Below are 22,645 nucleotides of genomic sequence, written 5' to 3' on the forward strand. Positions count from 1 at the left end.
GACCACGGAATTGGGCTCCAAGGCTCACGACTTGGGACTTACGACTCCAGACTAATTAAAGACTAACCCCCCGTTTCCATGGAATAAAATCATCCTGATTAAGCAGCACCGCTTTAGGAATTACTTCGCCACTGGCCGCTTTAATACAATATTCCAGGATGTCTTCTCCCATTTGTTCGATGGTTTTTTCGCCTTCAATTACCGGTCCGCAGTTGATATCGATGATATCGCCCATGCGTTTGGTTAAAGCATTATTGGTTGAAACTTTGATGGTTGGACAAACCGGGTTTCCGGTAGGTGTGCCCAAACCTGTGGTAAACAAAATTAAGGTTGCTCCAGACGCTGCTTTTCCGGTAGTAGCCTCCACATCATTTCCTGGGGTACACACTAAGTTTAATCCAGGTTTTGTTGCTGGCTCGGTATAATCTAAAACATCCTCAACCGGCGAAGTTCCGCCTTTTTTTGCTGCTCCGGTACTTTTAATGGCATCGGTAATCAAACCATCTTTTATATTTCCAGGTGATGGATTCATGAAAAATCCAGAGCCCACATTTTCTGCCGATTGATTGTAAGCGGTCATCAACTGGATGAACTTACGTGCCGCAGTTTCATCTTTGGTACGGTCGATTAACTGTTGTTCTGCGCCGCAAAGCTCAGGGAACTCAGCAAGAAGTACAGTACCGCCTAAAGCCACCAATAAATCAGAAGTATAACCTACTGCCGGATTAGCACTAATTCCACTGAACCCATCACTACCACCACATTTAACACCCAAAACCAGTTTGCTCAAAGGGGCTGGCTGACGTTCGATTTTATTGATTTCGGTTAAACCAATAAAGGTTTTCCTGATGGCTTCTTTCACCAATTGTTCTTCGCTCTGCGATTGTTGCTGCTCAAAAACGAATAAAGGTTTATCAAAATTCGGACTGCGGTGTTTTAAATCGTCCATAAAATCTTTAACCTGCAGGTTCTGGCAGCCTAAGCTTAAAACAGTTACACCTGCTACGTTAGGGTGATCGGCATAGGCAGCCAATAATTTACTCAGCACAGCGGCATCCTGACGGGTACCACCGCAGCCACCCTGATGGTTTAAGAATTTAATGCCATCAACATTTTTAAAAACACGGTTGGCCGATGGATTCGCCAGTCCGATAGAACTTGGATCGGCCTCTGCTAAGATTTCGCCATTTTTATACGCTTCAACCAGTTGGTGGGCGTAAGACTTGTATTTATCGGTTACCGCATAACCCAATTCATTGTGCAAAGCCTCACGGATCACATCCAGGTTGCGGTTTTCGCAAAATACAGTCGGAATAAACAACCAATAATTTGCGGTTCCTACACGCCCGTCACTACGGATATAACCGTTAAAGGTCCGGCCTTCAAATTTAGAAACATCCGGTGCATGCCATTCGTAATGGTATGGCCTGAACTCATATGGATCAGAAGCATGTTTCGTGTTTTCGGTATCCATTAAGCCACCTTTTAGGATGAAATGCTGCGCTTTACCCACCAATACACCATACATAATGATGTGATCGCCTGCATTCATATCCTGCATAAAAAACTTATGCTTAGCCTGGATATCATCCTGTAAAATATATTCGTGCCCATCGTAAATAACGGTTTCGCCTTTTGCCAGGTTTTGCAAGGCAACAAGTACATTATCGTTAGGATGGATTTTTAAAATTCTAGTAACCATTTTAAATTGTCCTTTCTGAATGCAAGTTACTTAAAGTTTCTTTTGCACCCTTGTTCTGTAATAAGTCAACGTAAGATTTTACGGCCGCGTTAAAGCCGGGGTAATTATTCAGGTTTTTATCCCAAAGACGCCTGTCGCCAAGGGTATTATCTACAACCGTTTCCGGATTCTTCCAGTATTCGTATAAAATTTCTGCAAATTCATCCTGCACCGGATAAGTTTTACCGTTTGCACTGGCGGTGTAAGTATCGCCATCCTGGTTTACATTCATAAAAAGAATATATGCGGCAACCCCTAAAGCGGTAAGTTGAGGAACTTCATTTTTTAAAGCATAATATCTTCTGATCAAAGGCATATTACGCATTTGCATTTTTGAGGTGAAGTTTAGCGTAATGGCCTGCCACTGATGCTCAAGGGAAGGGTTACTGAAACGGTCGACTACACTTTTCGCAAAAGCAATTGCTTCATCATAAGTGATATCTTCATTTACCACAACAGGCGCAATTTCATCTTTCATCAGTTTTAATACATTAGCCGAGAAATCTTCATTCGCCATCGCCTCTTTTACCGTATTGAAACCTGCCAGGATTGCTAATCCACAACTAATGGTATGTGTGCCGTTAAGTAAGCGGAGTTTTAGTTCTTTAAATTTGTCGATTGACGGAACAATGAAAACACCCTTATCGGCCTTTGCAAAAGATAAAATTTCTTTCACTTTTTCGCTTGATGATTCAATAGCCCAAAGCCTGAAAGGTTCGGCCATAATCATCAATTCATCTTCATAACCCAATTCGCTTTCGATGGCTTTTTGCGCTGATTCCGGAAGTTTTCCTGGAACAATCCTATCCACCAAAGTCTTGCAAAAATGATTGGCTGTTTTTAACCAGTTTTCGAAATCCCAGCCCAGTTTGTTCTGAATGGCAAGATCAAGCAAAATTTCTTTCAGTTTATCCGCATTGTCACTAATTAATTCTGTTGGCACAATAACCATCCCGCTTTCTGCCGAACCATTAAATGCAGTATATCTTTCGTGCAGAAAAGCCAATAATTTTCCTGGATACGACTGTGGCGGGTTATCAGTGATTTTATCTTCACTTTTAACAATCCCAACTTCAGTTGTATTCGAAATAACAACCTGCATTTCGGGCTGGTGAGCGGCTTTTAAAATCTCTGCCCAGTCTTGTGAAGCTGATAAAACACGGCTGATTGAAGCGTTGATAGAATTTTCTTCTACATGAGCACCATCTTCGATCCCTTTTACACAAAGTGTGTATAAATTATCCTGTTTCGAAAATGCATCAGCACCACCTTTTGAAGTGGATTTAACCACTAACACACGACCATTAAAAATTCCTTTCTGGTTGGCTTTATCAATAAAATAATCAGGTAAACCACGTAGTAAAACACCTGTTCCAAACTGGATTACTTTTTCTGGTAAAGCCAAAATTTCGGCACTTGGTTTGATCACCTTATCGCCGTTAATATTTTTTAAATTTTCTTTGTTTAAAATCATTGCCTTGCTATTTTCTGTCATTGCGCGCTACTGGTAATGACGGGTTATAATTATTTATTTTCCACTTGTGCTTAACCACTTCGGGTATTCCTTTTCGATTAATTTTTGGCCCCAGTTGCCATACCAGGCATAGCCGTTTCGCCGCTCAGGACTTAACTCTTCTAATTTTGTTTTAATGGTGTTGTCACGATCGCCGAAAATCGGGGTGTTTTTCTCTATATCGTAAAATCGTGCCCAGGTCATGCTCGTGTTATCGGCAACCAAAGCTGAAGTATTTTTATTCCGATCGAAACGATAACCCGCAATTTTATAGGTATCGAACCATTTCACTGCAGCAGCAATTGCATTTTTGACTTCAGGCGATGGATTTTTAAGCCTCATCAGAAAACGGACAATACCTGCCGATTCACTCGTGCTTAATGAAGCCGGCTCAAATGCTCTTGCTTTTGCAGGCAACATTGAGTCTTTATCGTATTGCGCAGCCCAGATAGTTAAAGTTCCATGCTGTTTTACCTGTGTTTTGATAATGCAATCAATACCTTTTGCAATGGCCGTTTCTGCTTTTTTGATGTAAGCTGGATTTACAACCTCAAAATCATTTTTCTGTGTGACGATATCCTGTAAGATATTAAGCACATTAATCATTGCATCATCATTGTAGGTAATTTCTGAGCGGTACAAAGCTTTATCAGGATAATACTGCGGCCAACCACCATTCGCATATTGCGCGACTAAAATATAATCCAATCCTTTTTCAGCTGCCGTTAAATAAGCCTTATTCTGTGTTTTTTTATACGCTTGAACGAGGTATAGCACTTCTCTGCTGGTGGCTTTGTTATCGAACGTGGCGTGTAAATCTTTCGTTGCTTTTATCCTGGCCAAAAGCTCAGGTGTTAAGGTTGCTCCGTAGTTCACCACGCTTTTATCTTCGAGTTGCTTTGGCCAGCCGCCATTGCCTAATTGATATACAAGCATTTTATCTGCTGTAGAATCGGTAGGCTGCTGCGCATAACACGATAGCATGAAGCTGCTACAGACCAGGGTTAACCATATTTTTATTTTCATCACTTTTATTTCTTAGTTGTTTGCCAAGGAGGCACAGATTAGCATTGAAGCCATCGTCTGTGTCCCACAGACCATTAATTAATTTTTCCGTTTGTCTGTATTTCCGTGGCTAATATTTATTCATCTATGGTTACTTTTTACCCGGAACCTGTTTAATCAACCAGTTTACCAGATCGTTCGTTGCCTTAAAGTTTTCAAAATCTGCGGGCAATTTCCTGCCATCGATATACTCGTTATAGAACCATGGATCACCCACAGCGAAAACAGTTCCCTTACCATATTTAGCTGTTGCAATAAGCACGTCTCCATTATCTGTTAAGGCCGAAACCGCAGGGCTTTTGGCTACGATAGTCGAGATTTCTTTGATGTAAACTTTTTTGGCGGTTTTAAAAATTGAATTTCCGACCGGGATTTTTACAGCACCTTGCTCAAAGTTCGAACCTTGAACCTTGTTGCGGCTATCCTCATTAAAATGGATTCCGAAAGTTTCTGGCAGCACATTGAATTTAGAAATTTCACAATTGCCCACATCGTTTAACAAGAGCACTAATACCCCTCCGGCCTTAACCCATTCGCTAACCTGTTTGGCATGTGCAGCATTCATGAAATTTGGATTTGCCGTTTCCTTTTCGGTATCTGGATCTACAATAATATAAATGTTGCTGCCTTTTAAATTTGCTGTTGTTGGTGCCGTTTTAAGGGTAGCGGTTTTAACCCCGGCATCATTAAATACTTTACCGAATAAGGAAAAGCCATTGTTATCATCTTCTTCCCATACATAATGAAAAGGGATTTTATCTCCGGTAGGACCAGCCATGTACTCGTTATTGAAGAAATTATCAACGGTAACGGTTAACCCTTTGCCTGGTTTTGGTAACTGATCGATTTCCATTTCTGAAGCTGCACAGATAAATGAGCCTACGCCTTTCGGATCGTTGGTGATTACCTTTTCGCTGATGTAATAGTCGAAACTTCCATCGCGATATTTGGGTTTTCCACCCAATCCCGATACGGATACAGTTTTGGTCAGGTTTATTCTTTCTGCTCCCGCTTGTTCAACAAATTCTTTCTTTAAACCGGCATAACCTTTATTTGCAGCCGCCATAAACGATGGCGCCAGCCAACCCTTACGTACACCTTTGGCCAGGCCATATACAAACATGCTCGAAGCCGAACTTTCCAGGTAGTTTCCTTTTCTGGTTGGCATATCTAAAATATCAAACCATACACCTGATTTTTGATCCTGATATTTCACAGCAGCGGTTGCCGTACGGTTTAAAATGGCGATTAATTCTTTCCGCTGAGGATGATTAGCTGGGAAATTATCCAGCACATCTACCAAAGCCATGATGTACCAACCCATTGCCCTGGCCCAAAAATTTGGTGAGCGGCCTGTTTTTTTATCCGCCCATTGCTCTGTTCTGCTTTCATCGTAACCGTGATAAAGTAATCCCGTTTTAACATCGCGGGAATTTTTCTCCATCAGGATAAATTGTTTAGCAATATCGTCGAAAGCGGCTTCTTTTTTCATCAGCCTGGCATATTCCGCATAAAACGGTTCTCCCATGTACAAACCATCCAGCCACATCTGGTTTGGGTAAATTTTCTTGTGCCAAAAGCCACCTTCCTGGGTGCGTGGCTGCTTTTGTAGCTGATCGTACAATTTAGTTGCCGCTAACAGGTATTTCTGCTGCCCGGTAACTTTGTACAACAATAATAACGAACGGCCATTTTTAATGTTATCGATATTAAAATCTTCTGATTTGTAGGTGGTGATATTTCCTTCTTTATCCAAATAGGCATCCATCGAACTTTGAATGTATTTGAAATATTTCCCATCGCCTGTATTACGCCAAACCGCTGCAGCACCTTCCAGTACCACACCCATGTCGTAAGACCATCTCGGTCCTTTTGGTCCTTTTAAAACGGTCGTATCCTGCCAAAGTTTTTCCATCGCAGTTAAGGTTAACTGTTCTGATAATTTCTTTTGGGCAAATCCACTTTGTGATAAAATAGAAAAACCGATGAGGGCAGCTGCTGTATATAGAATTGATCTCTTCATGTTGGTTATTTTGAAATTTCCAGTGCTTTTTTATCTACTTCAGTACCTAAAAGTGTAGCCATTTTCGCTTTAGAAACATCTGTTCCACTAATTTTTACACCTTTTGTCTTTTCGCCGCTTACATCAAACAACACCTTGCTGTTTTCAGGGTATTTTAAATTGCTGATGTTGATGTTCGATCCGTTCTGGATCATGACAACCGGACTGGTATTTTCGGTAATTACGTTTATGTTTTTAAGGAAAATTCCAGCAGCCTCAATAATTTCAATGCCTTTGTTTGCTTTTATGGTTACATTTTCCAGGTGGATATCTTTGATGTTCATTTCTGGGAGACCCCTAAAAAATATGGCTTTTTCAGCACCATTGGCTACCACATCTTTGATGTAAAAGTTTCTGAACTGGGGCGTAGCTTCAGTTACCGGAACCATTACCGTTTTAATGGCTTCACGTTTTTCGCCCGCCAAAGGAACCGGGTCAACCGCAGCGTAATACATGTCGAACAGAATGGCTTCACCAGGAATATCGATCATATTGATGTTGTTGATGTAAATATTTTCGACCACACCACCACGGCCACGGGTAGTTTTAAAACGCAGGCCGATATCAGTACCAATAAAAGAGCAATCGTACACCCAGATGTTTTTTGCACCACCACTCATTTCGCTGCCTATTACAAAACCGCCATGGGCATGGTAAACCACATTATTGCGAATAATTACATTTTCTGTAGGCACGCCACGTTTGCGGCCCGCTTCATCCCTTCCCGATTTAATGCAAATCCCGTCATCACCCACATCAAAAGTGCTACCTTCAATTAATACGTTTTTGCACGATTCTACATCAACGCCATCGCCATTTTGTGCAAACCAGGGATTTTTTACCTGTAAGTTTCTTAAGGTCAAATCCTCACAAAGTAAAGGGTGTAAATTCCATGCTGGTGAATTTTGAAAAGTAACGCCTTCTAAAAGAATTTTTTTGCAGCCCGTTAACACCAGCAAATTCGGACGAAGGAAATCTTTGATATCTTCATAATCTGCCGCTGTTTTACCCGCTTCGATTACGCCTGCATTTTTAGTATTCGAACCTTTAAGGGTTTTCTCAGATGGGTACCACATTTTTCCATCAGCCTTAACGATGCCACCTGAGGCCACCAAAGTTTTCCACTGTGTTTCGGTGAGTTTATCTTTTTTAACCATGCGCCAGGCACCTCCGTTCCCGTCGATAATCCCGGTTCCGGTAATGGCTATATTTTCGAGGTTAACACCTGAAATCGGACTCTGGTTTCTCCAGGCTGGCTGACCTTCCCAATTGCCCTGTACCAATTTGTATTGATTAAAATCGTCGGTAAACTGAAGAATAGCATCACGTTTTAAGTGCAGGTTGACATTACTTTTTAACTCGATAGGGCCGGTTAACCATAAACCAGAGGGAATTAAAACCACACCACCACCTTTCTGACTCACGCTTGCTATGGTTTTATTAATACTCTGTGTATTTAAGGTGATCCCATCGCCTTTTGCTCCGAAGCGAACAATGCTCGTGGTATCTTTTTTAAATTTAACCTGCTGAATAACGGGTAAGGATTGCTTTTGTTGCGCGATAGCAGCACTTGCAGAAGATAGAATTAAGCATGCCAGAGCTACCTTAATACGGCATAAACGACCTGAAATATGTTTCATTATTTGCGCTGTTAAATTATACTTGGTTATTGTAATAACAAGTGTACGTTGTTTGCGCTTAAAATAGAAGAGAAATCTATGCAATCGTTACCGGAAAACAAGGCAAAAAGGCGCCAGAAAACAGATACTTAACGACTGTATATCAATTATTTAACACACTTATTTCACCTCTGGATCCCATCCACGGAAAACGTTTTCCAAAATGTAGGTCTTATATTCATTATCTGTTAATTGGTGCGACCAATTTGCCCTTTTTTCCGGATCGGCTCCTTTTCCACTGCTTTTATATTCAGCATAATAGGCCGTTTTCTCATTGCTTTCTTTGCCCCAGTTGTTCCAGCCTTCAGGGCGGATTAAATCTGGCAGTTCGCAATTGAGGTAGGCAACTTTTGCATAAGGCCTCCATGGTCTGCCCAGGTAGAAACTATTGGCTGGTGCATCTCCTTTGATTTTGCATTTGTTTAATACATAACCAAATTTTGTAGTATCAGCAGTTGATGCTGCTGTGATATACCCCGCCTTTTTGCAGAAAATGGTGCAGCTTTCGAACCAGGCCGTTGAAGCCCCGAAAATAAAATCAACCGTTCCTTCGATGTAACAGTTTTTATAGTATTGGCGGTTGTTGCCTCCGTAGGTATAAAGTGTATCCTGAAAGCCTAGAAACCTGCAGTTGGTGAAAATTAATTTATCACCTCCTGCCCAAACCGCAACGGCTTGCCCTACCGGACCTGATGAATTTTCGAAAGTGATGTTCTCCGCAGAAAAGCCTTCGCCGTAGATATAAAAGCTGGAAGAACCCGAAGTGCCTTTTTCTTCACCAAAAACATTCTTCTTCTGGGCGTAGTCATCATAAGTTAAAATGGTTTCGTTTACACTTTCGCCGATAAACCGCACATTCTTTTTAGAAGCGGCCAAAATCAGTTTTTCCTTATAAATGCCTTTTTTGATCAAGATGACAGTGATTTTGTTCCTGAAATCGGGTACGGCATTGATGGCTTCCTGCACCGTTTTAAAGTTTCCGCTTCCATCGGCGGCTACGACAAAGTCTGCTTTGGTTTCAAGGGCATTTGCGGTCAATGAAATCGCCACAAGAAAAAACAGGATGATTGCTTTCATATCAATTTGGTTAGGTATAAATTAAAATCGGCCACGTAAAAGTATAAACTTTGTAACGCAGCCGTGTTTTTAAAATATATGATGAACAATTTTAAACATTAATATCCATCAGAAAGAAGTTTTTCCGGGATTAAACATTGCAAACGATGTCGGGAACGATTGCACAATAACAACTTGCCTAAAAATAAAAAAAGACTTAACCTTGTTTATACCCCCGCGGCGTCATGCTGAACTTGTTTCAGCATCTTGTTCATAAATTACTGACCAAATATTATTAAAAATATCATTGTAAAATGAAATATCTATTTAGTTCAATCCTTGTATTAAGTCTTGGCATCAAAACCTTTGCCCAACTCAGGCCAAAAAGCGAGTATATCTCTAAAGTTTGGGTTGCTGACTTAGGGAACGGGACTTATAAAAACCCGGTGATCAATGCCGATTATTCTGATCCTGATGCCATCCGGGTGGGAGATGATTTTTATATGATCGCCTCCAGTTTCGATGCCATCCCGGGGTTGCCGATTCTGCATTCGAAAGATTTGGTCAACTGGAAAATAATCGGCCATGCTTTAAAACGCCAGCCTCCCTTCGATCATTTCGAAAAAACTCAACATGGCAATGGTGTTTGGGCGCCTTCTATCCGTTACCGCAATGGCGAATTTTATATCTATTATCCCGACCCTGACTTTGGGATTTATTTAACAAAAGCTAAAACCATAACAGGAATGTGGTCTGCGCCAAAATTGGTTGCTGCTGGTAAAGGATTGATTGATCCCTGCCCGTTTTGGGACGAAGATGGCAAAGCTTATCTGGCCTATGCCTATGCAGGAAGCCGCGCAGGCATAAAAAGTGTGTTGGCGATTATGCCATTAACAAACGACGGCGCGCAAGCACTAGAAACAGGCAGAATTGTGTACGATGGTCACGAACTCGACCCAACCATTGAAGGGCCAAAATTTTATAAACGTAACGGCTATTACTATTTGTTTGCACCAGCTGGTGGTGTTTCTACAGGCTGGCAATTAATTTTAAGAAGTAAGAACATCTACGGCCCATACGAGAGAAAGGTAGTTATGGATCAAGGGAAATCCTCGGTAAATGGTCCGCATCAGGGTGCCTGGGTTAATACGCAAACGGGTGAAGATTGGTTCCTGCATTTTCAGGACAAAGACGCTTATGGCCGTGTGGTTCATCTGCAGCCGATGAAATGGATCAATAACTGGCCCGTTATCGGCCTTGATGCAGATGGCGACGGTAAAGGTGAGCCCGTAACCACCTATAAAAAACCAAACGTAGGTAAGGTTTATCCGATTGAAACCCCAGTGGAAAGTGATGAATTTGATACTTCAAAACTAGGCCTACAATGGCAATGGCAGGCCAATCCGCAACCTACCTGGCTATTTACCGATGCAGACAAGGGTTTGTTAAAGTTGTACACGGCTAAAATTCCTGATGATGCTAAAAACCTTTGGGATGTACCGAATCTGTTGATGCAGAAATTTCCTGCTGATGAATTTATGGTCACAACCAAACTCTTGTTTAAACCTAATCCAAAACTGGAGAACGAAAAAACGGGTTTGGTGATAATGGGCAGAAGTTATGCGCAGATTAGTATGAAGAGCAAAAAAGATGGCATATATCTGATGTATGGTGTTTGCCAAAGTGCCGACAAGGGAAAAACGGAAAACGAAAAAGAAATTACCAGGCTGAAATCGGGGTCAGTGTATTTTAGGGTTAAAGTTAGCCCGGGTGCAAAATGCCAGTTTAGTTACAGTGAAGACGGAATTCGTTTTACGAATGTAGGCGATGAGTTTCAGGCTACAGCAGGGCAATGGATCGGCGCAAAAATGGGCATCTTTGCCATTCGGGATAGCCAAACGAATGATTCAGGAATTGCCGAATTTGATTGGTTCCGTGTACAAGCTTTAAAATAGAGCAATGAAAAAATATAAAATCCTTATCGCAACCCTTGGTGTCATTTTACTAATGTCTTTCCTAATTAAACCTAAACCTGTTAAGGTTTATTTAATCGGCGATTCTACTGTTGCAGATTATACTTTGGATGAAGGTTATCAGCAGAAAAAATATCCAATTACGGGCTGGGGGCAGGTGTTTCAGCAATTCCTAAAAAAAGACAGTTTAAAAAAATTAAACAGGTTGATTAAAAGCGACAGCGCTTTGGTTATTGATAAAGCAAAAGGGGGAAGAAGCACCAGAACTTTTTTTGAAGAGGGAAGGTGGAAAGAAGTTTTATCAACCTTAGAAAAGAATGATCTGGTATTGATCCAGTTTGGGCACAACGATGCAGCGAAAGATAAACCCGAACGTTATGTTGATATTCCGGGTTATAAAGATTTTTTAAGGATGTATGTGAAAGAAACAAGAGCACAAGGTGCTCTACCGGTTCTGATTACGCCGGTTACCCGTAATTACCCCTGGAAAGATGGCAAACTGGGCAGTGCACATGGCGAATATCCACAGGCAGTGAAAGATGTGGCTCAGGAATTAAACGTATCCATTATCGATCTAACCTCACTTTCAGCAGCATTTTTTACCACAAAGGGAAGTGAATTTGTAAGCAAACATTACTTCATGAATTTAGACTCGGCAAAATATGAGGCGTATCCAAAAGGACAAAAAGATAATACCCACTTCCAGCCAGAAGGAGCCAGAGCAGTTGCACAGCTGGTTTATAATGAATTAAAAAACATCAACCACAAAACGGATTAACAATAAGACTTAAATCATAACTCTTTTGAACTTTCCGGCAAGCGATCATACTCGCCCTTCCAGGCATAAAAGCCAAATATCATCAATCCCAAACTAATTGGAAGGAAAATAAATAGGATAATTGCCCATTGCAGCATGGTATTGGTGCGCTCGATATCTGTATGGGTCAGGCCTACTTTATCTATCGCCTGCATAAACAAAAAAGTCATGGTTAATGGTCCCAAAACCATCCAGACTAAACCTAAAAATTTCTTTAACGTATTCATCTTCTTCGTATCTAGTCGTTAATATTTTCGTCTCTTTTATTCGATAAATAAATGGCACCAATAACCAGGCTCAATGCCGCTATACCTATCGGATACCAAAGGCCCGATAGCGGCGTAGAGCCTGAAAAACTTGCAATCAAGGTTGCAATAAAGGGCACAAGTCCACCAAAAACACCGTTACCGATATGATAAGGCAGCGACATAGAGGTGTACCTGATTTTAGTTGGGAATAATTCAACCAGGAAAGCTGCAATTGGCCCATAAACCATGGTTACCAATAAAATCTGGAAGAAAATTAAGCCAACAAATTTCCAGAATACCGGCGTAGGCAAAATTTTATCTTTTACTACTTCTTTACCCAGGAGAATCCCTTTGGTTGCAGAAACCGTATCGGTTTGTACCTTGTTAAAAGATGCACCATTTTTTAACATTACTTTAGTAGAAACGGTGCGTAAACTGTCAGTTGAGTTTGCAATCAAAACAGAAGTTACCGGAGCGGGTCTGGCAGATAAAATATCCGTCTGTTCAATTTTTGTATAATCGGTATCATCCAAAAATATTTGATAGATAGGGCGATAAAAAAGAATTCCCAAAAGCATGCCGCTCAGCATAATCCACTTCCGGCCAACCTTATCGCTCCAGGCACCAAATATCACAAAAAACGGAGTGGCAAAGGCAATCCCCCAAAGCAGAATATATCTCGAGTCATTAAAATCCAGCTTACAGGTATTCTCTAAAAATGATTGTGCATAAAACTGACCCGTATACCAGATTACCCCTTGCCCCATCGTTGCCCCAAATAGGGCCAGAAGCACCATCTTAAAATTCGCTTTGTTGTTAAAGCTCTCTTTGAGTGGATTTTTTGAGACATTTCCCTCTGCCTTCAGTTTAGAAAACATGGGCGACTCATGCATTTTCATGCGGATATAGATCGAAACAACAACCAGTACTATCGATAACAAGAAAGGGATTCTCCAGCCCCAATCGCCAAAAGTTTCAGCACCTAAAATATTCTTCGTGATGACGATAATCCCCAGCGAAAGGAATAAACCCAATGTTGCAGTAGTTTGAATCCAGCTGGTAAAAAAACCACGTTTGTTTTTTGGTGCATGTTCTGCTACATAAGTTGCCGCACCACCATATTCTCCACCCAATGCCAGCCCCTGGATTAACCTTAATATTAATACCAAAATTGGTGCGGCATAACCAATACTTTTATACGAGGGGATTAAACCAATAAAAAATGTCGATCCACCCATCAACACCAAAGTGAGCAGGAAAGTATATTTTCGGCCGATTAAATCGCCAAGCCTGCCAAAAACCAATGCACCAAACGGACGCACAATAAAACCTGCTGCGAAAATAGCCAGGGTGTTGATTAAGGCCGATGCACCTGCATCTTCCGGAAACAACTGATGACCAATGATAACGGCAAGGCTACCAAAAATGTAAAAATCATACCATTCAATCAGCGTGCCTAGGGATGATGCACCGATTACTTTAAAGATATTGTTCCTGGGTAAAGTGTCGCTCATAAGAAATTAAGAATATTTGGTTTCCCAAGATAAACATTTGCATGACAATCGGCAACCTGTACTGTCTGTCAATTAATTTGTTACATGACCAAACATTTCGGCTTTAGTTTTGTATTTTCATCCGTAACGAATTTATTCTCCATTTAGATAATATGCTTTTAATACAAAACATTAGGTTAAGTAGAATTTTAAGAAATACCTGGCACGTTGATCTGATCATGATTGCCTCCTGCACCGCCGCTTACTTTGTACGTGAGTATTTAATTGCCCATCATTTCTCCATTCCATCCATTATTCCAACGGTTTTAGGTACAGCCATTGCCTTTTTTATTGGATTCAACAATAACCAGGCGTACGATAGGTGGTGGGAAGCCCGAAAAATATGGGGTGCTTTGGTAAACGACTCGCGTTCTTTTGCAAGGGCATTGATTAATTACGTGGATGAAGATGAAGAAAGTGTAAAACGAATGGTTTACCGGCACATTGCCTTTTTATATGCGTTAAAAGCGAATTTAAGAGGCACAATAGATGAAATTTACACCAAATATTTATCTGAAGCAGATTTAAAAGAAATAGAAAAACACAACAATACGCATAATGCGATTTTAAATATACAATCGAGAGATTTACAAAAATTATCAAAAGCTAATGCCATTGATGGTTTCCGCTTTATTGAAATTAATGAGATGCTTACCCGGTTTTCTGATTCGATGGGCATGAGCGAGCGTATTAAAAATACCATATTCCCTACCACTTACACCTATTTAACTAAAGTATTTATCTGGTTATTTGTGGTCACCTTTACCCTGGTTATCAGTCAGGATGCAGGGCCCGCAGCCATATTTTTGGGCTGGTTAATTGGTTTCGTATTTGTATCTACGCAGATTAATGGAATGAGCCTGGTTAATCCTTTTGAAAACAATTCGGCAGGGGTTCCGCTTAACCAGATTACCAGAACGATTGAGATCAACCTTTTGCAGATGCTTGAAGATGATGAGATTCCTGAGCCTGTTAAACCGATCAATGACGAATATGTCCTTTAAATCTTAACTGTTTTCTTCCCGATAAAGATGAAAAGCAGTGATAAAAGCCAGAAGATAAACAGGATTACAACTGCATTCAGAATGGCTTTTGGATAACCCAATTGTACTACATCGATAAATGGGTAGGGATATTTATTAATCAGGTAACCCCTAACCACAATAAATACCACATAAAGCAGTGGATAAACCAGCCAGTTAATGGCCTGTTTGTATTGTAGCGTTGATTTTTTAACGAAGAAAAGCCAGAAAAATAAAAAGATTAAGGGGCTTACCACATGCAAAAGTTCATCGGCCAGCCTCGCCCAACCTACAGGCGATGCCAAGCCACGCAGCATGATATTGTAAATCAGACCGACTACCACAATATAAACCGTTATGGCCGTTAAAGTAGAAGAGCGGGTAAATAAACTGCCTGATTCACTTCGTTTAACAAAAGATAAACGTGTAAAGCAAATGGCAACAATAATATTGGTGATTACGGTAAAGTAAGATAAAAACGCTTTAATTGTTACAGGATAATCATTATTCAAGAGCTGTAAACTTACCCTGAATTGCAATGCGAGGGAAAACCAAACCACAATAGCAGCACCAATAAAAAAAGGCCTGAAATTATTTTTTAAATCCATAAGCTAGCGCTATATTGAGTGTGACAGAAAAGTAGGAAATTAATATGAAGGAATGAAATTTAAGTGGCGTTTTTTCGCTTCCGGAAATGGTTAATAACCTGTTAATGTACTTTTTAATTTCTCCTCAAAAAGTATCGATTTAGCTTTGAACTGAGGGTCGGAAAAGGAAATATTGGCTGTGGCGTAAATAATCTTTCCATCTTTTCCAACCAATACATTCGATGGAAAACCGTGATTAATATTCAGTTTTCTGATCTCATCTTTGCTCAACGATACAATTTCGTATTTATACCCGTTTCGTTTTTGAAAGCGTTTGGCACTAGCGGGATGATCATGCGTAATGCCGATAAACCTTACGGCCTTTTTACCATATTTAGCCACCAAACTATTTAATTCGGGCATTTCGGCTATACAGGGCGGGCATTTTTCGAACCAAAAGTTAATCACCACTACCTGGTTTTTTAAATCGGTATTAGAGAACGGCTTTTTATTGGTGGTTAAACCTTTAAAAGCAGGTAAATCTTTACCTATTAAATCTTCAAAGAAAGTTTCCTGTGTGGCCCATTTAACCGGGGCATCTTGTGCCAATACCGTGAAGGAAAAAATAGAAAGCAGAAGAATAAGGTAAATTTTCATCAGCGCAAAATATAAAAAAAGTCCTACCAATTTGGCAGGACTTCATTGTTTGTTTGGTTTAGAAAATCTTATTTAAAGGTAACTGAGCCGTATTCGGTTTTAATGGATACGTTTGCAGCACCACCGCTACCAATTTTGCCGGTATATTTTTTAGTCTCATCGTCTTTACTAACCAGGCTCGATGTTACGTTTGAACCATATTTAAAGCCTGCATACGAAGTAGAAACGTTGAAATTGGCATTGAACCGGTCTGCAAAGCCCAAGCCGATGCTTACATATTCGCCTCCGAAGGTGAAGTTTTTACAAGCTGGGGTAATTTCACTCACATTTAAACGGTTATAATCCATGTTGATGTTTGCATCGCCATTCAGCGAGCCTAAAGTAACATTCGAATATTCGGCATTAACGGCAATTTTACCTGCAGATGCAATATTTAAATCGCCATAAGCTTGTTTAACCACTGTATTACCTTTAACCGTATTGATGTTTACTTTGGCATATTCGGCATTTAAAAGCAAGTTGCCGCCAATGGTACCAATAGTTAAACCTTTGCCATACTCTACTTTAATATCGGCTGATCTTCTGATGGTATTGATGTTTACCGCCACATATTCTGCATTAAGCTGTAAAGTACCTACCGAACCAATGGTTACAGGCCCATTATATTCATGTTTTACTACAGCGGCATTCAGATCCTGGATATCGCATTTGCCATATTGAACATTGATGTAGTTATTTACGTTGCTTAAATTACCGGCAACCAAATTGCCATATTCTACCTTTAAAGAAGTCGGGCCAGAAAAATTACCCAATTCTACATTGCCATATTCTTGTGAAACCGTTAATGGGTTTACAGCAGGCATATATACCACATAACTTACCTTTACTTCCCTACGCCAGGTGGTTACACCATTTTTCATCCCGCGGCCATAACGTCCGTTTCTGTCGCCCATATTGGTTTTGAAAGAAACCACATCACCATTTTTAGCGGCATCAATACTCACGCCATCAATCAGTTTCTGTACATCGCTGTCTGAGTTGCTATAAGCTTTAATATCTACGTCAACACGTACTTCTTTTTTATCCCAGGTTTTAATTACGATAGATCCGAATTGGTTGTTTAAATTAACCTTATCGTTATTATCTACATTAAAACTCTTGCTAAAAGATTTTGATCGTTCGGCATCACTGCCTGTTTGTTTATACTTTGAAGTGTTAACCATCGCCATTGTTGACGATTTCTCTACATTTTCTATAACTACTTTCTCTGACGGGCTGTTTACGACCCCTTCTTGCGCATTAGTTTTTACGGCAATTAAAGCCATAAAGGCTAAAAATATTTTTATTGTGTTCATGTTGTTAATTGTTAAACACCTATACACTTAAAACCTGCCGGCTGGCCATAAGCTTTCGATGTGGTGAGCGTCTCCTGATTGGTATCCAGTATGTTTAATCAGGTATCAAGACGAATCTTGTTATTGTTTTATCTCGGTTTTGCTTAAATTTGGTTAACCCTTTTATAATCGTCAACCTGGTTAATAATCAATAACTGTTGTTTTAATAACTGCAATTGTATTTCGCGGTTTTTAACCATAGCCTTTACCACAAAAGTTTGGTTGGGCGAGCTTGGCAATTCCGTTTTTAATCTTTCATAATCTTCGTCCAGCTTTTTCAAATCAGCGGTAAATTTTTTATACAGCTCTGGATTTGCAGAGGCGAAAATGGCCAGACTATCCCTTTTTTCGGTAATTAAACCAGCGAAATGAACGTCTTTTTTGGCGTATGAAGCGCTAACGTCGGCTATTTCTAAATCTTTGTTTTGTAATTTTCCTACGTATAACCAGGCTAAACCGAAAACAACCACAATAGCTGCTGCTGCACTCATCCATAAATACAGTTTTACCGGTTTTTTTTTCTTCTTGTTGTCTAACTCCTGTTCAATCTTTGCCCAAAGTCCTGCCGATGGCTCCATTACGTCGAAAGCTTTACGGTTTTCCTTTACAAAGGTTTCTAATCTATTATTCATCTCTCATCCCTTTCTGTTCTAAAATACTTTTTAACTTCTTTTTAGCCCTCATGTACTGTGTGCGGCTGGTATTTTCACTAATTTTTAAAATGTGTGCAATCTCTTCATGGTCGTAACCTTCTAACAGGTACAAACTCAGTACCACCCTGTAGCCATCTGGCAATTGGGTTATGGCTGTTCTTATTTCTTCAGCCTGTAACTGCACTTCATGGTCATCAAAACTATCTTCATCCGGCACTTCCGATATTTCATCGGTACTTACAAATTCCATCTTACGCTTACGTAAATAATTGATGGATTTGTTGATCACGATCTGCTTTAACCAAAGTCCGAAAGTGGTTTCCTGCCTAAAATCTACAATTCTGGTAAACGCATCCAAAAATGCTTCCTGTAAAACATCTTCTGCCTCTTCCTCATAATTTAAAATGCGCAGTGCCACATTATACATGGCCTTTGCATACAGCTTGTACAATTCAAACTGTGCTGCGCGGCTGCCCTGCATGCATTTTTTTACGAGTTCCAGGTTTTTATCGATGTATACGGCTTCCAAAATTTCGAATATTCTGATTATAAGACATAAGGGATTTTAAAACGTTGCATCAAGGTAGAAAAAAAGTTTAAAATATATTAACGCAGCTTTAAGAATAAGATCAGGCATGCTGTTATGTACCGTACACTACCTTTATTTCCTAAAAAGAAAAAATATTAAGATCATTAGGAAATGGTTGGTTCTGTGCCTTTGGCCATTGCAGTCCTGCTTTTTGGTACGAGTTCCGATGCTAATGTAGTGCCGATTTATCGGTAGAGGATCGGAAGCTCTTCCCGACAATCAGGTTTATTTAACCGAGGCTGGTGCCTCGAAAACAAACCGCTGTTAAATAAACCAGACAGGAGCGAACATCCCGATTTAGGCACTGTCTGTTTTGTTTTTTATCGTGTGCTTGCTTATTTCACAGGTTTTATCGGGATAAAGCGGATGGCGGGGCTAAAGCACCTATGAAAGGCTGATCTTTCATTTCCTAAAAAATAAAAGCCTTTAAACATTAGAAATACGAAAGGCATTTTATCATTAATGACAAACTGGTGCTTTGGATTTTTTGAAATTTGTGGAAAATCAGCTACCGGAACATCATAAATTTGAAAACCCTGATACAAACCTTTAACTTCATGCCATGGATACCGATTTAATCATTTCAGCAATAAACGAGCTACATAAAAAAGCAGATCAGGCTTTAGAAAGTAAAGATCTAACTGCCTATACTGCTATGTTTGATGACCGTTTAAGCTTTACGCCAGCAGAAGGAACCGCTTTAAATAAGCGTGATTACACCATTGATTTAAAAAAATACTTTGGTAACCTTAAAGAAATCCATACGAGTTATTACAGGATTAAATCATCCATGGAGGATGATATTTTCACAGAAAAAATTGCCCGGAAATCGGTTCTTCTAAAACCCAATCTGCTTATCTTTTCGAAAAAACAAACCATCCAAACCGAAGAAATTTACCACTGGAAAAATATTAATGGCGAATGGAAGGTAATCGCTATTGAAATCGTGCTGGAGGAGAAATACTAATAAATATTCTTTTTTGACCTACATCAAAGTTTAGGATTTTTAATGGCTGCAGCTTTGCAACATTATAAAATACAGATCAAAAATGAAAAAAGAACATTTCAAATACATCAATACACTTTTCGTGGTTATCCCTATGACATTAATTATGGCTTTTGTAGGTTTAATGCGTAACTATGGTTTTGGCGAGGGCTGGTTCATCAAATTTTTACAGGCCTGGAGCATAATGCTGCCTGTAGCTTATTTTGCAGCCTTTATCATTATTCCCAACGCACGGAAACTGGCTGAAAAGATTACCTCGAAAACCTAAACATTGTTAATGTAGTAAGCCTGAATTAAATGCACAAACAGCTTTCAAGTTATATAAGAGAAAAAATTACCATCAGCGATGAGGATCTGGAACAGGTATTGTCTTTTTTCAAGATGATGCAGGTAAAAAAGAACGAAATCATGATCAGCCCTGGCGAAACGAGCCAGCGCATTTATTTTGTTGACAAAGGCTGCTTGCGGATTTTTTTTCGAACTGAAGGAGGCACTGAAGCTACCCGGCATTTTGCTTTCGAAAAGCAGTTTGCCACCGCTTTAGTCAGTTTTATTACCAACGAAACTTCAAAGGAGTTTGTGCAGGCCATAGAAGATACCGATCTACATTACATTTCGCAAAAAGATTTTTACCACCTGCTTAAAATCATTCCGCAGTGGGAGAAACTTTACCGCCATTATCTGGAGTATGCCTACGTAAGCAATACCAATCGCTTAATGTCGTTTATTACGCTCGATGCCACCGAGCGTTACCGCCAGCTGCTTGCCCAAAATCCAGGCGTGGTTATGCGCATGCCAAACAAAATGGTTGCCTCTTACTTAAATATCTCGCAAGAAACTTTAAGCAGATTAAAATCAAAAGCCTGAGTTCTATAATAATGGTGATTAATGTGATCGCCCTGCTATCCCGAAGGCTCGGGATCAGCATTTTTCCTGCAATAAAGACCCTGAAATAAATTCAGGGTAACGGCCTCTAAAGGATATTACCTTTGTTAAACTTATACAAAGAGTTTTCAAATTGCATTTTTTTTGCCCACTAAAAATCCTGATTCAAAAACCTTTGGTTATAGCATTAACTTTAAAACAAAATCGGTATTTTTGCCGCTCAATTTAGATTATATATATGTTAAGAACAGTAACTTGTGGTGCATTAAACCTAAATAACTTAGGCGAAAGTGTTACGCTATGTGGTTGGGTACAAAAATCAAGAGATTTAGGCGGTATGACTTTTATCGACATCCGCGATCGTTATGGTATTACTCAGTTGGTTTTTAACATGGACGATAATCGTGAGCTTTGCGAAACCGCACGTACTTTAGGTCGTGAATTTGTAATCAAAGCGATTGGTACCGTTGTTGAAAGAAGCAACAAAAACCCAAAAATGGCTACAGGCGATGTGGAGATTAAAATTTCTGCATTAGAGATTTTAAATGCTGCGAAATTACCGCCTTTCATGATCGATGATGAAACCGATGGTGGTGATGAGCTGCGCATGAAATACCGCTATTTAGACTTACGCCGTAATCCGGTTCGCAATAACCTGGTTTTACGTCATAAAATGGCACAATCGGTTCGCCGTTATTTAGATGCTTTAGATTTTATCGAAGTAGAAACACCTGTTTTAATTAAATCAACACCAGAAGGTGCAAGAGATTTCGTTGTGCCTAGCCGCATGAACGAAGGTGAGTTTTATGCTTTGCCTCAATCGCCGCAAACCTTTAAACAATTGTTGATGGTTTCGGGATTCGACCGTTACTTCCAAATTGTAAAATGTTTTAGAGATGAAGACTTAAGAGCCGACCGTCAGCCTGAGTTTACCCAGATTGACTGTGAAATGTCTTTCATCGAACAAGAAGATATACTAAACACTTTTGAAGGTTTGATCCGTACTTTATTTAAAGAAGTACGCAACTACGATTTACCAGAAGTGCCGCGTATGCAATATGCAGATGCGATGCGTTTATATGGATCTGACAAACCAGATACCCGTTTTGCGATGCAGTTTGTGGAGCTTAACCACCTGGTAAAGGGTAAAGGTTTCCCTGTTTTCGACAATGCAGAATTGGTAGTAGGTATCAATGCAAAAGGTGCAGCAAGTTATACGCGTAAGCAATTAGATGAATTAACAGATTTCATCAAACGCCCGCAGATTGGCGCCACAGGTTTGATCTATGCACGCCACAATGAAGACGGAACCATTAAATCATCAGTAGATAAGTTCTTCAACGAAGAAGACCTTAAACAATGGAGCGAAGCTTTCGGCACAGAAAAAGGCGATTTATTATTGATTTTAGCCGGCTCTACCGATAAAGTACGCAAACAGCTAAATGAGCTTCGTTTGGAGATGGGTAGCCGCTTAGGTTTACGCGATAAAAATACATTCTCTGCACTTTGGGTATTGGATTTTCCACTTTTAGAATGGGATGAGGAAACTGAACGTTACCATGCCATGCACCACCCATTCACTTCGCCTAAACCTGAAGACATTGCCTTATTAGATACCGATCCTAAAAACGTACGTGCCAATGCTTACGACATGGTCATCAACGGAACTGAAGTTGGTGGTGGATCGATCCGTATTCACGATAGGGCATTACAGGCTTTAATGTTTAAACATTTAGGTTTCAGTGCAGAAGAAGCACAAAAACAATTTGGTTTCTTAATGGATGCCTTCGAGTTTGGTGCACCTCCGCATGGTGGTATTGCTTTTGGTTTCGATCGTTTAACCTCAATTTTTGCAGGTTTAGATTCCATTCGTGATGTAATTGCTTTCCCTAAAAACAACTCAGGAAGAGATGTAATGATCGATAGCCCGAGCACTATTGACGAGAAACAATTGAAAGAATTAAAGATTAAAACAGATTTATAAATAGATCCGTCACGCTGAACCTGGTTTAGCATCTTTTCAAGAAGAACCTGAAAAACCAGGATGACGAAACGCATAAAAAAAGCCTCAGGATTTTGAATTCTGAGGCTTTTTTATGACAGTCACTTTGCGTTTCACTAACGAATGAACCAATGGCTAATGAA

Annotated in this window: 20 protein-coding genes; 7 read left to right on the forward strand and 13 right to left on the reverse strand. The window is 40.0% G+C overall.

Annotated features, from left to right (window positions below; genetic code table 11):
* Positions 1-55: 55 nt before the first annotated feature.
* From AC07YT_RS03290 to AC07YT_RS03315, 6 genes are all read right to left on the reverse strand, one after another.
* A complete protein-coding gene (locus tag AC07YT_RS03290) occupies positions 56-1,702 on the reverse strand; it encodes a UxaA family hydrolase (RefSeq protein WP_086548240.1) in 1,647 nt (548 codons plus the stop codon).
* A 1-nt stretch (position 1,703) separates the two neighbouring features.
* Positions 1,704-3,236 (reverse strand): tagaturonate reductase, encoded by a 1,533-nt coding sequence (locus AC07YT_RS03295; protein ID WP_494945162.1) that lies wholly within the window; start codon positions 3,234-3,236, stop codon positions 1,704-1,706.
* 33 nt (positions 3,237-3,269) lie between these two features.
* Entirely contained in the window at positions 3,270-4,280 is a 1,011-nt protein-coding gene (gene pelA, locus AC07YT_RS03300) for a pectate lyase (RefSeq protein ID WP_086548241.1), read from the reverse strand.
* A 130-nt stretch (positions 4,281-4,410) separates the two neighbouring features.
* Complete coding sequence (locus tag AC07YT_RS03305; RefSeq protein WP_086548242.1) at positions 4,411-6,342, reverse strand: glycoside hydrolase family 88/105 protein; 1,932 nt, start codon at positions 6,340-6,342, stop codon at positions 4,411-4,413.
* A gap of 5 nt (positions 6,343-6,347) precedes the next feature.
* Positions 6,348-8,021, reverse strand: a complete 1,674-nt coding sequence (locus AC07YT_RS03310; RefSeq protein WP_086548243.1) for a glycoside hydrolase family 28 protein — start codon at positions 8,019-8,021, stop codon at positions 6,348-6,350.
* 159 nt (positions 8,022-8,180) lie between these two features.
* On the reverse strand, positions 8,181-9,137 hold the full coding sequence (locus tag AC07YT_RS03315) for a pectinesterase family protein (RefSeq protein WP_086548244.1): 957 nt from the start codon (positions 9,135-9,137) through the stop codon (positions 8,181-8,183).
* Between the two features lie 293 nt (positions 9,138-9,430).
* Between AC07YT_RS03315 and AC07YT_RS03320 the strand changes: the two genes are divergently transcribed.
* A complete protein-coding gene (locus AC07YT_RS03320) occupies positions 9,431-11,071 on the forward strand; it encodes a glycoside hydrolase family 43 protein (protein WP_086548245.1) in 1,641 nt (546 codons plus the stop codon).
* 4 nt (positions 11,072-11,075) lie between these two features.
* The gene (locus AC07YT_RS03325) at positions 11,076-11,867 is read left to right on the forward strand and encodes a rhamnogalacturonan acetylesterase (protein WP_086548246.1); all 792 of its coding nucleotides are present in this window, start codon (positions 11,076-11,078) and stop codon (positions 11,865-11,867) included.
* A gap of 14 nt (positions 11,868-11,881) precedes the next feature.
* On the opposite strand, the gene AC07YT_RS03330 is transcribed toward AC07YT_RS03325, so the two are convergent.
* Together AC07YT_RS03330 and AC07YT_RS03335 are read right to left on the reverse strand one after the other, a co-directional pair.
* Complete coding sequence (locus tag AC07YT_RS03330) at positions 11,882-12,133, reverse strand: DUF6814 family protein (RefSeq protein WP_086548247.1); 252 nt, start codon at positions 12,131-12,133, stop codon at positions 11,882-11,884.
* 11 nt (positions 12,134-12,144) lie between these two features.
* A complete protein-coding gene (locus AC07YT_RS03335) occupies positions 12,145-13,668 on the reverse strand; it encodes an MFS transporter (protein ID WP_086548248.1) in 1,524 nt (507 codons plus the stop codon).
* Between the two features lie 152 nt (positions 13,669-13,820).
* Here AC07YT_RS03335 and AC07YT_RS03340 point away from each other — a divergent pair, with 152 nt between their 5' ends.
* Positions 13,821-14,711: a bestrophin family protein gene (locus AC07YT_RS03340; protein ID WP_086548249.1), complete on the forward strand. Its 891-nt coding sequence runs from the start codon at positions 13,821-13,823 to the stop codon at positions 14,709-14,711.
* On the opposite strand, the gene AC07YT_RS03345 is transcribed toward AC07YT_RS03340, so the two are convergent.
* The 5 genes from AC07YT_RS03345 to AC07YT_RS03365 form a co-directional block, all read right to left on the reverse strand.
* Positions 14,708-15,337 (reverse strand): Pr6Pr family membrane protein, encoded by a 630-nt coding sequence (locus AC07YT_RS03345; RefSeq protein ID WP_086548250.1) that lies wholly within the window; start codon positions 15,335-15,337, stop codon positions 14,708-14,710. The two genes, AC07YT_RS03340 and AC07YT_RS03345, sit on opposite strands and share 4 nt — an antisense overlap.
* A gap of 90 nt (positions 15,338-15,427) precedes the next feature.
* On the reverse strand, positions 15,428-15,973 hold the full coding sequence (locus AC07YT_RS03350; protein WP_086548251.1) for a TlpA family protein disulfide reductase: 546 nt from the start codon (positions 15,971-15,973) through the stop codon (positions 15,428-15,430).
* A 68-nt stretch (positions 15,974-16,041) separates the two neighbouring features.
* Positions 16,042-17,328, reverse strand: coding sequence for a hypothetical protein (locus AC07YT_RS03355; RefSeq protein ID WP_494945163.1), 1,287 nt, complete (start codon positions 17,326-17,328; stop codon positions 16,042-16,044).
* Between the two features lie 143 nt (positions 17,329-17,471).
* On the reverse strand, positions 17,472-17,999 hold the full coding sequence (locus tag AC07YT_RS03360; protein ID WP_494945164.1) for a hypothetical protein: 528 nt from the start codon (positions 17,997-17,999) through the stop codon (positions 17,472-17,474).
* On the reverse strand, positions 17,992-18,549 hold the full coding sequence (locus tag AC07YT_RS03365; RefSeq protein WP_478357544.1) for an RNA polymerase sigma factor: 558 nt from the start codon (positions 18,547-18,549) through the stop codon (positions 17,992-17,994). Before AC07YT_RS03365 ends, AC07YT_RS03360 begins: the two co-directional genes overlap by 8 nt.
* A 622-nt stretch (positions 18,550-19,171) precedes the next feature.
* On the opposite strand from AC07YT_RS03365, the gene AC07YT_RS03370 reads away from it, so the two are divergent.
* The 4 genes from AC07YT_RS03370 to aspS all read left to right on the forward strand — a co-directional run bounded on the left by AC07YT_RS03370 (position 19,172) and on the right by aspS (position 22,484).
* Positions 19,172-19,576 (forward strand): hypothetical protein, encoded by a 405-nt coding sequence (locus tag AC07YT_RS03370; protein WP_086548254.1) that lies wholly within the window; start codon positions 19,172-19,174, stop codon positions 19,574-19,576.
* Between the two features lie 82 nt (positions 19,577-19,658).
* Positions 19,659-19,883 (forward strand): DUF2798 domain-containing protein, encoded by a 225-nt coding sequence (locus AC07YT_RS03375; protein WP_086548255.1) that lies wholly within the window; start codon positions 19,659-19,661, stop codon positions 19,881-19,883.
* Between the two features lie 29 nt (positions 19,884-19,912).
* Complete coding sequence (locus tag AC07YT_RS03380; protein ID WP_086548256.1) at positions 19,913-20,482, forward strand: Crp/Fnr family transcriptional regulator; 570 nt, start codon at positions 19,913-19,915, stop codon at positions 20,480-20,482.
* Between the two features lie 256 nt (positions 20,483-20,738).
* On the forward strand, positions 20,739-22,484 hold the full coding sequence (gene aspS, locus AC07YT_RS03385; RefSeq protein WP_086548257.1) for an aspartate--tRNA ligase: 1,746 nt from the start codon (positions 20,739-20,741) through the stop codon (positions 22,482-22,484).
* The last annotated feature ends 161 nt before the right edge of the window (positions 22,485-22,645 follow it).

It is taken from the genome of Pedobacter sp. GW460-11-11-14-TSB4 (assembly GCF_059423705.1).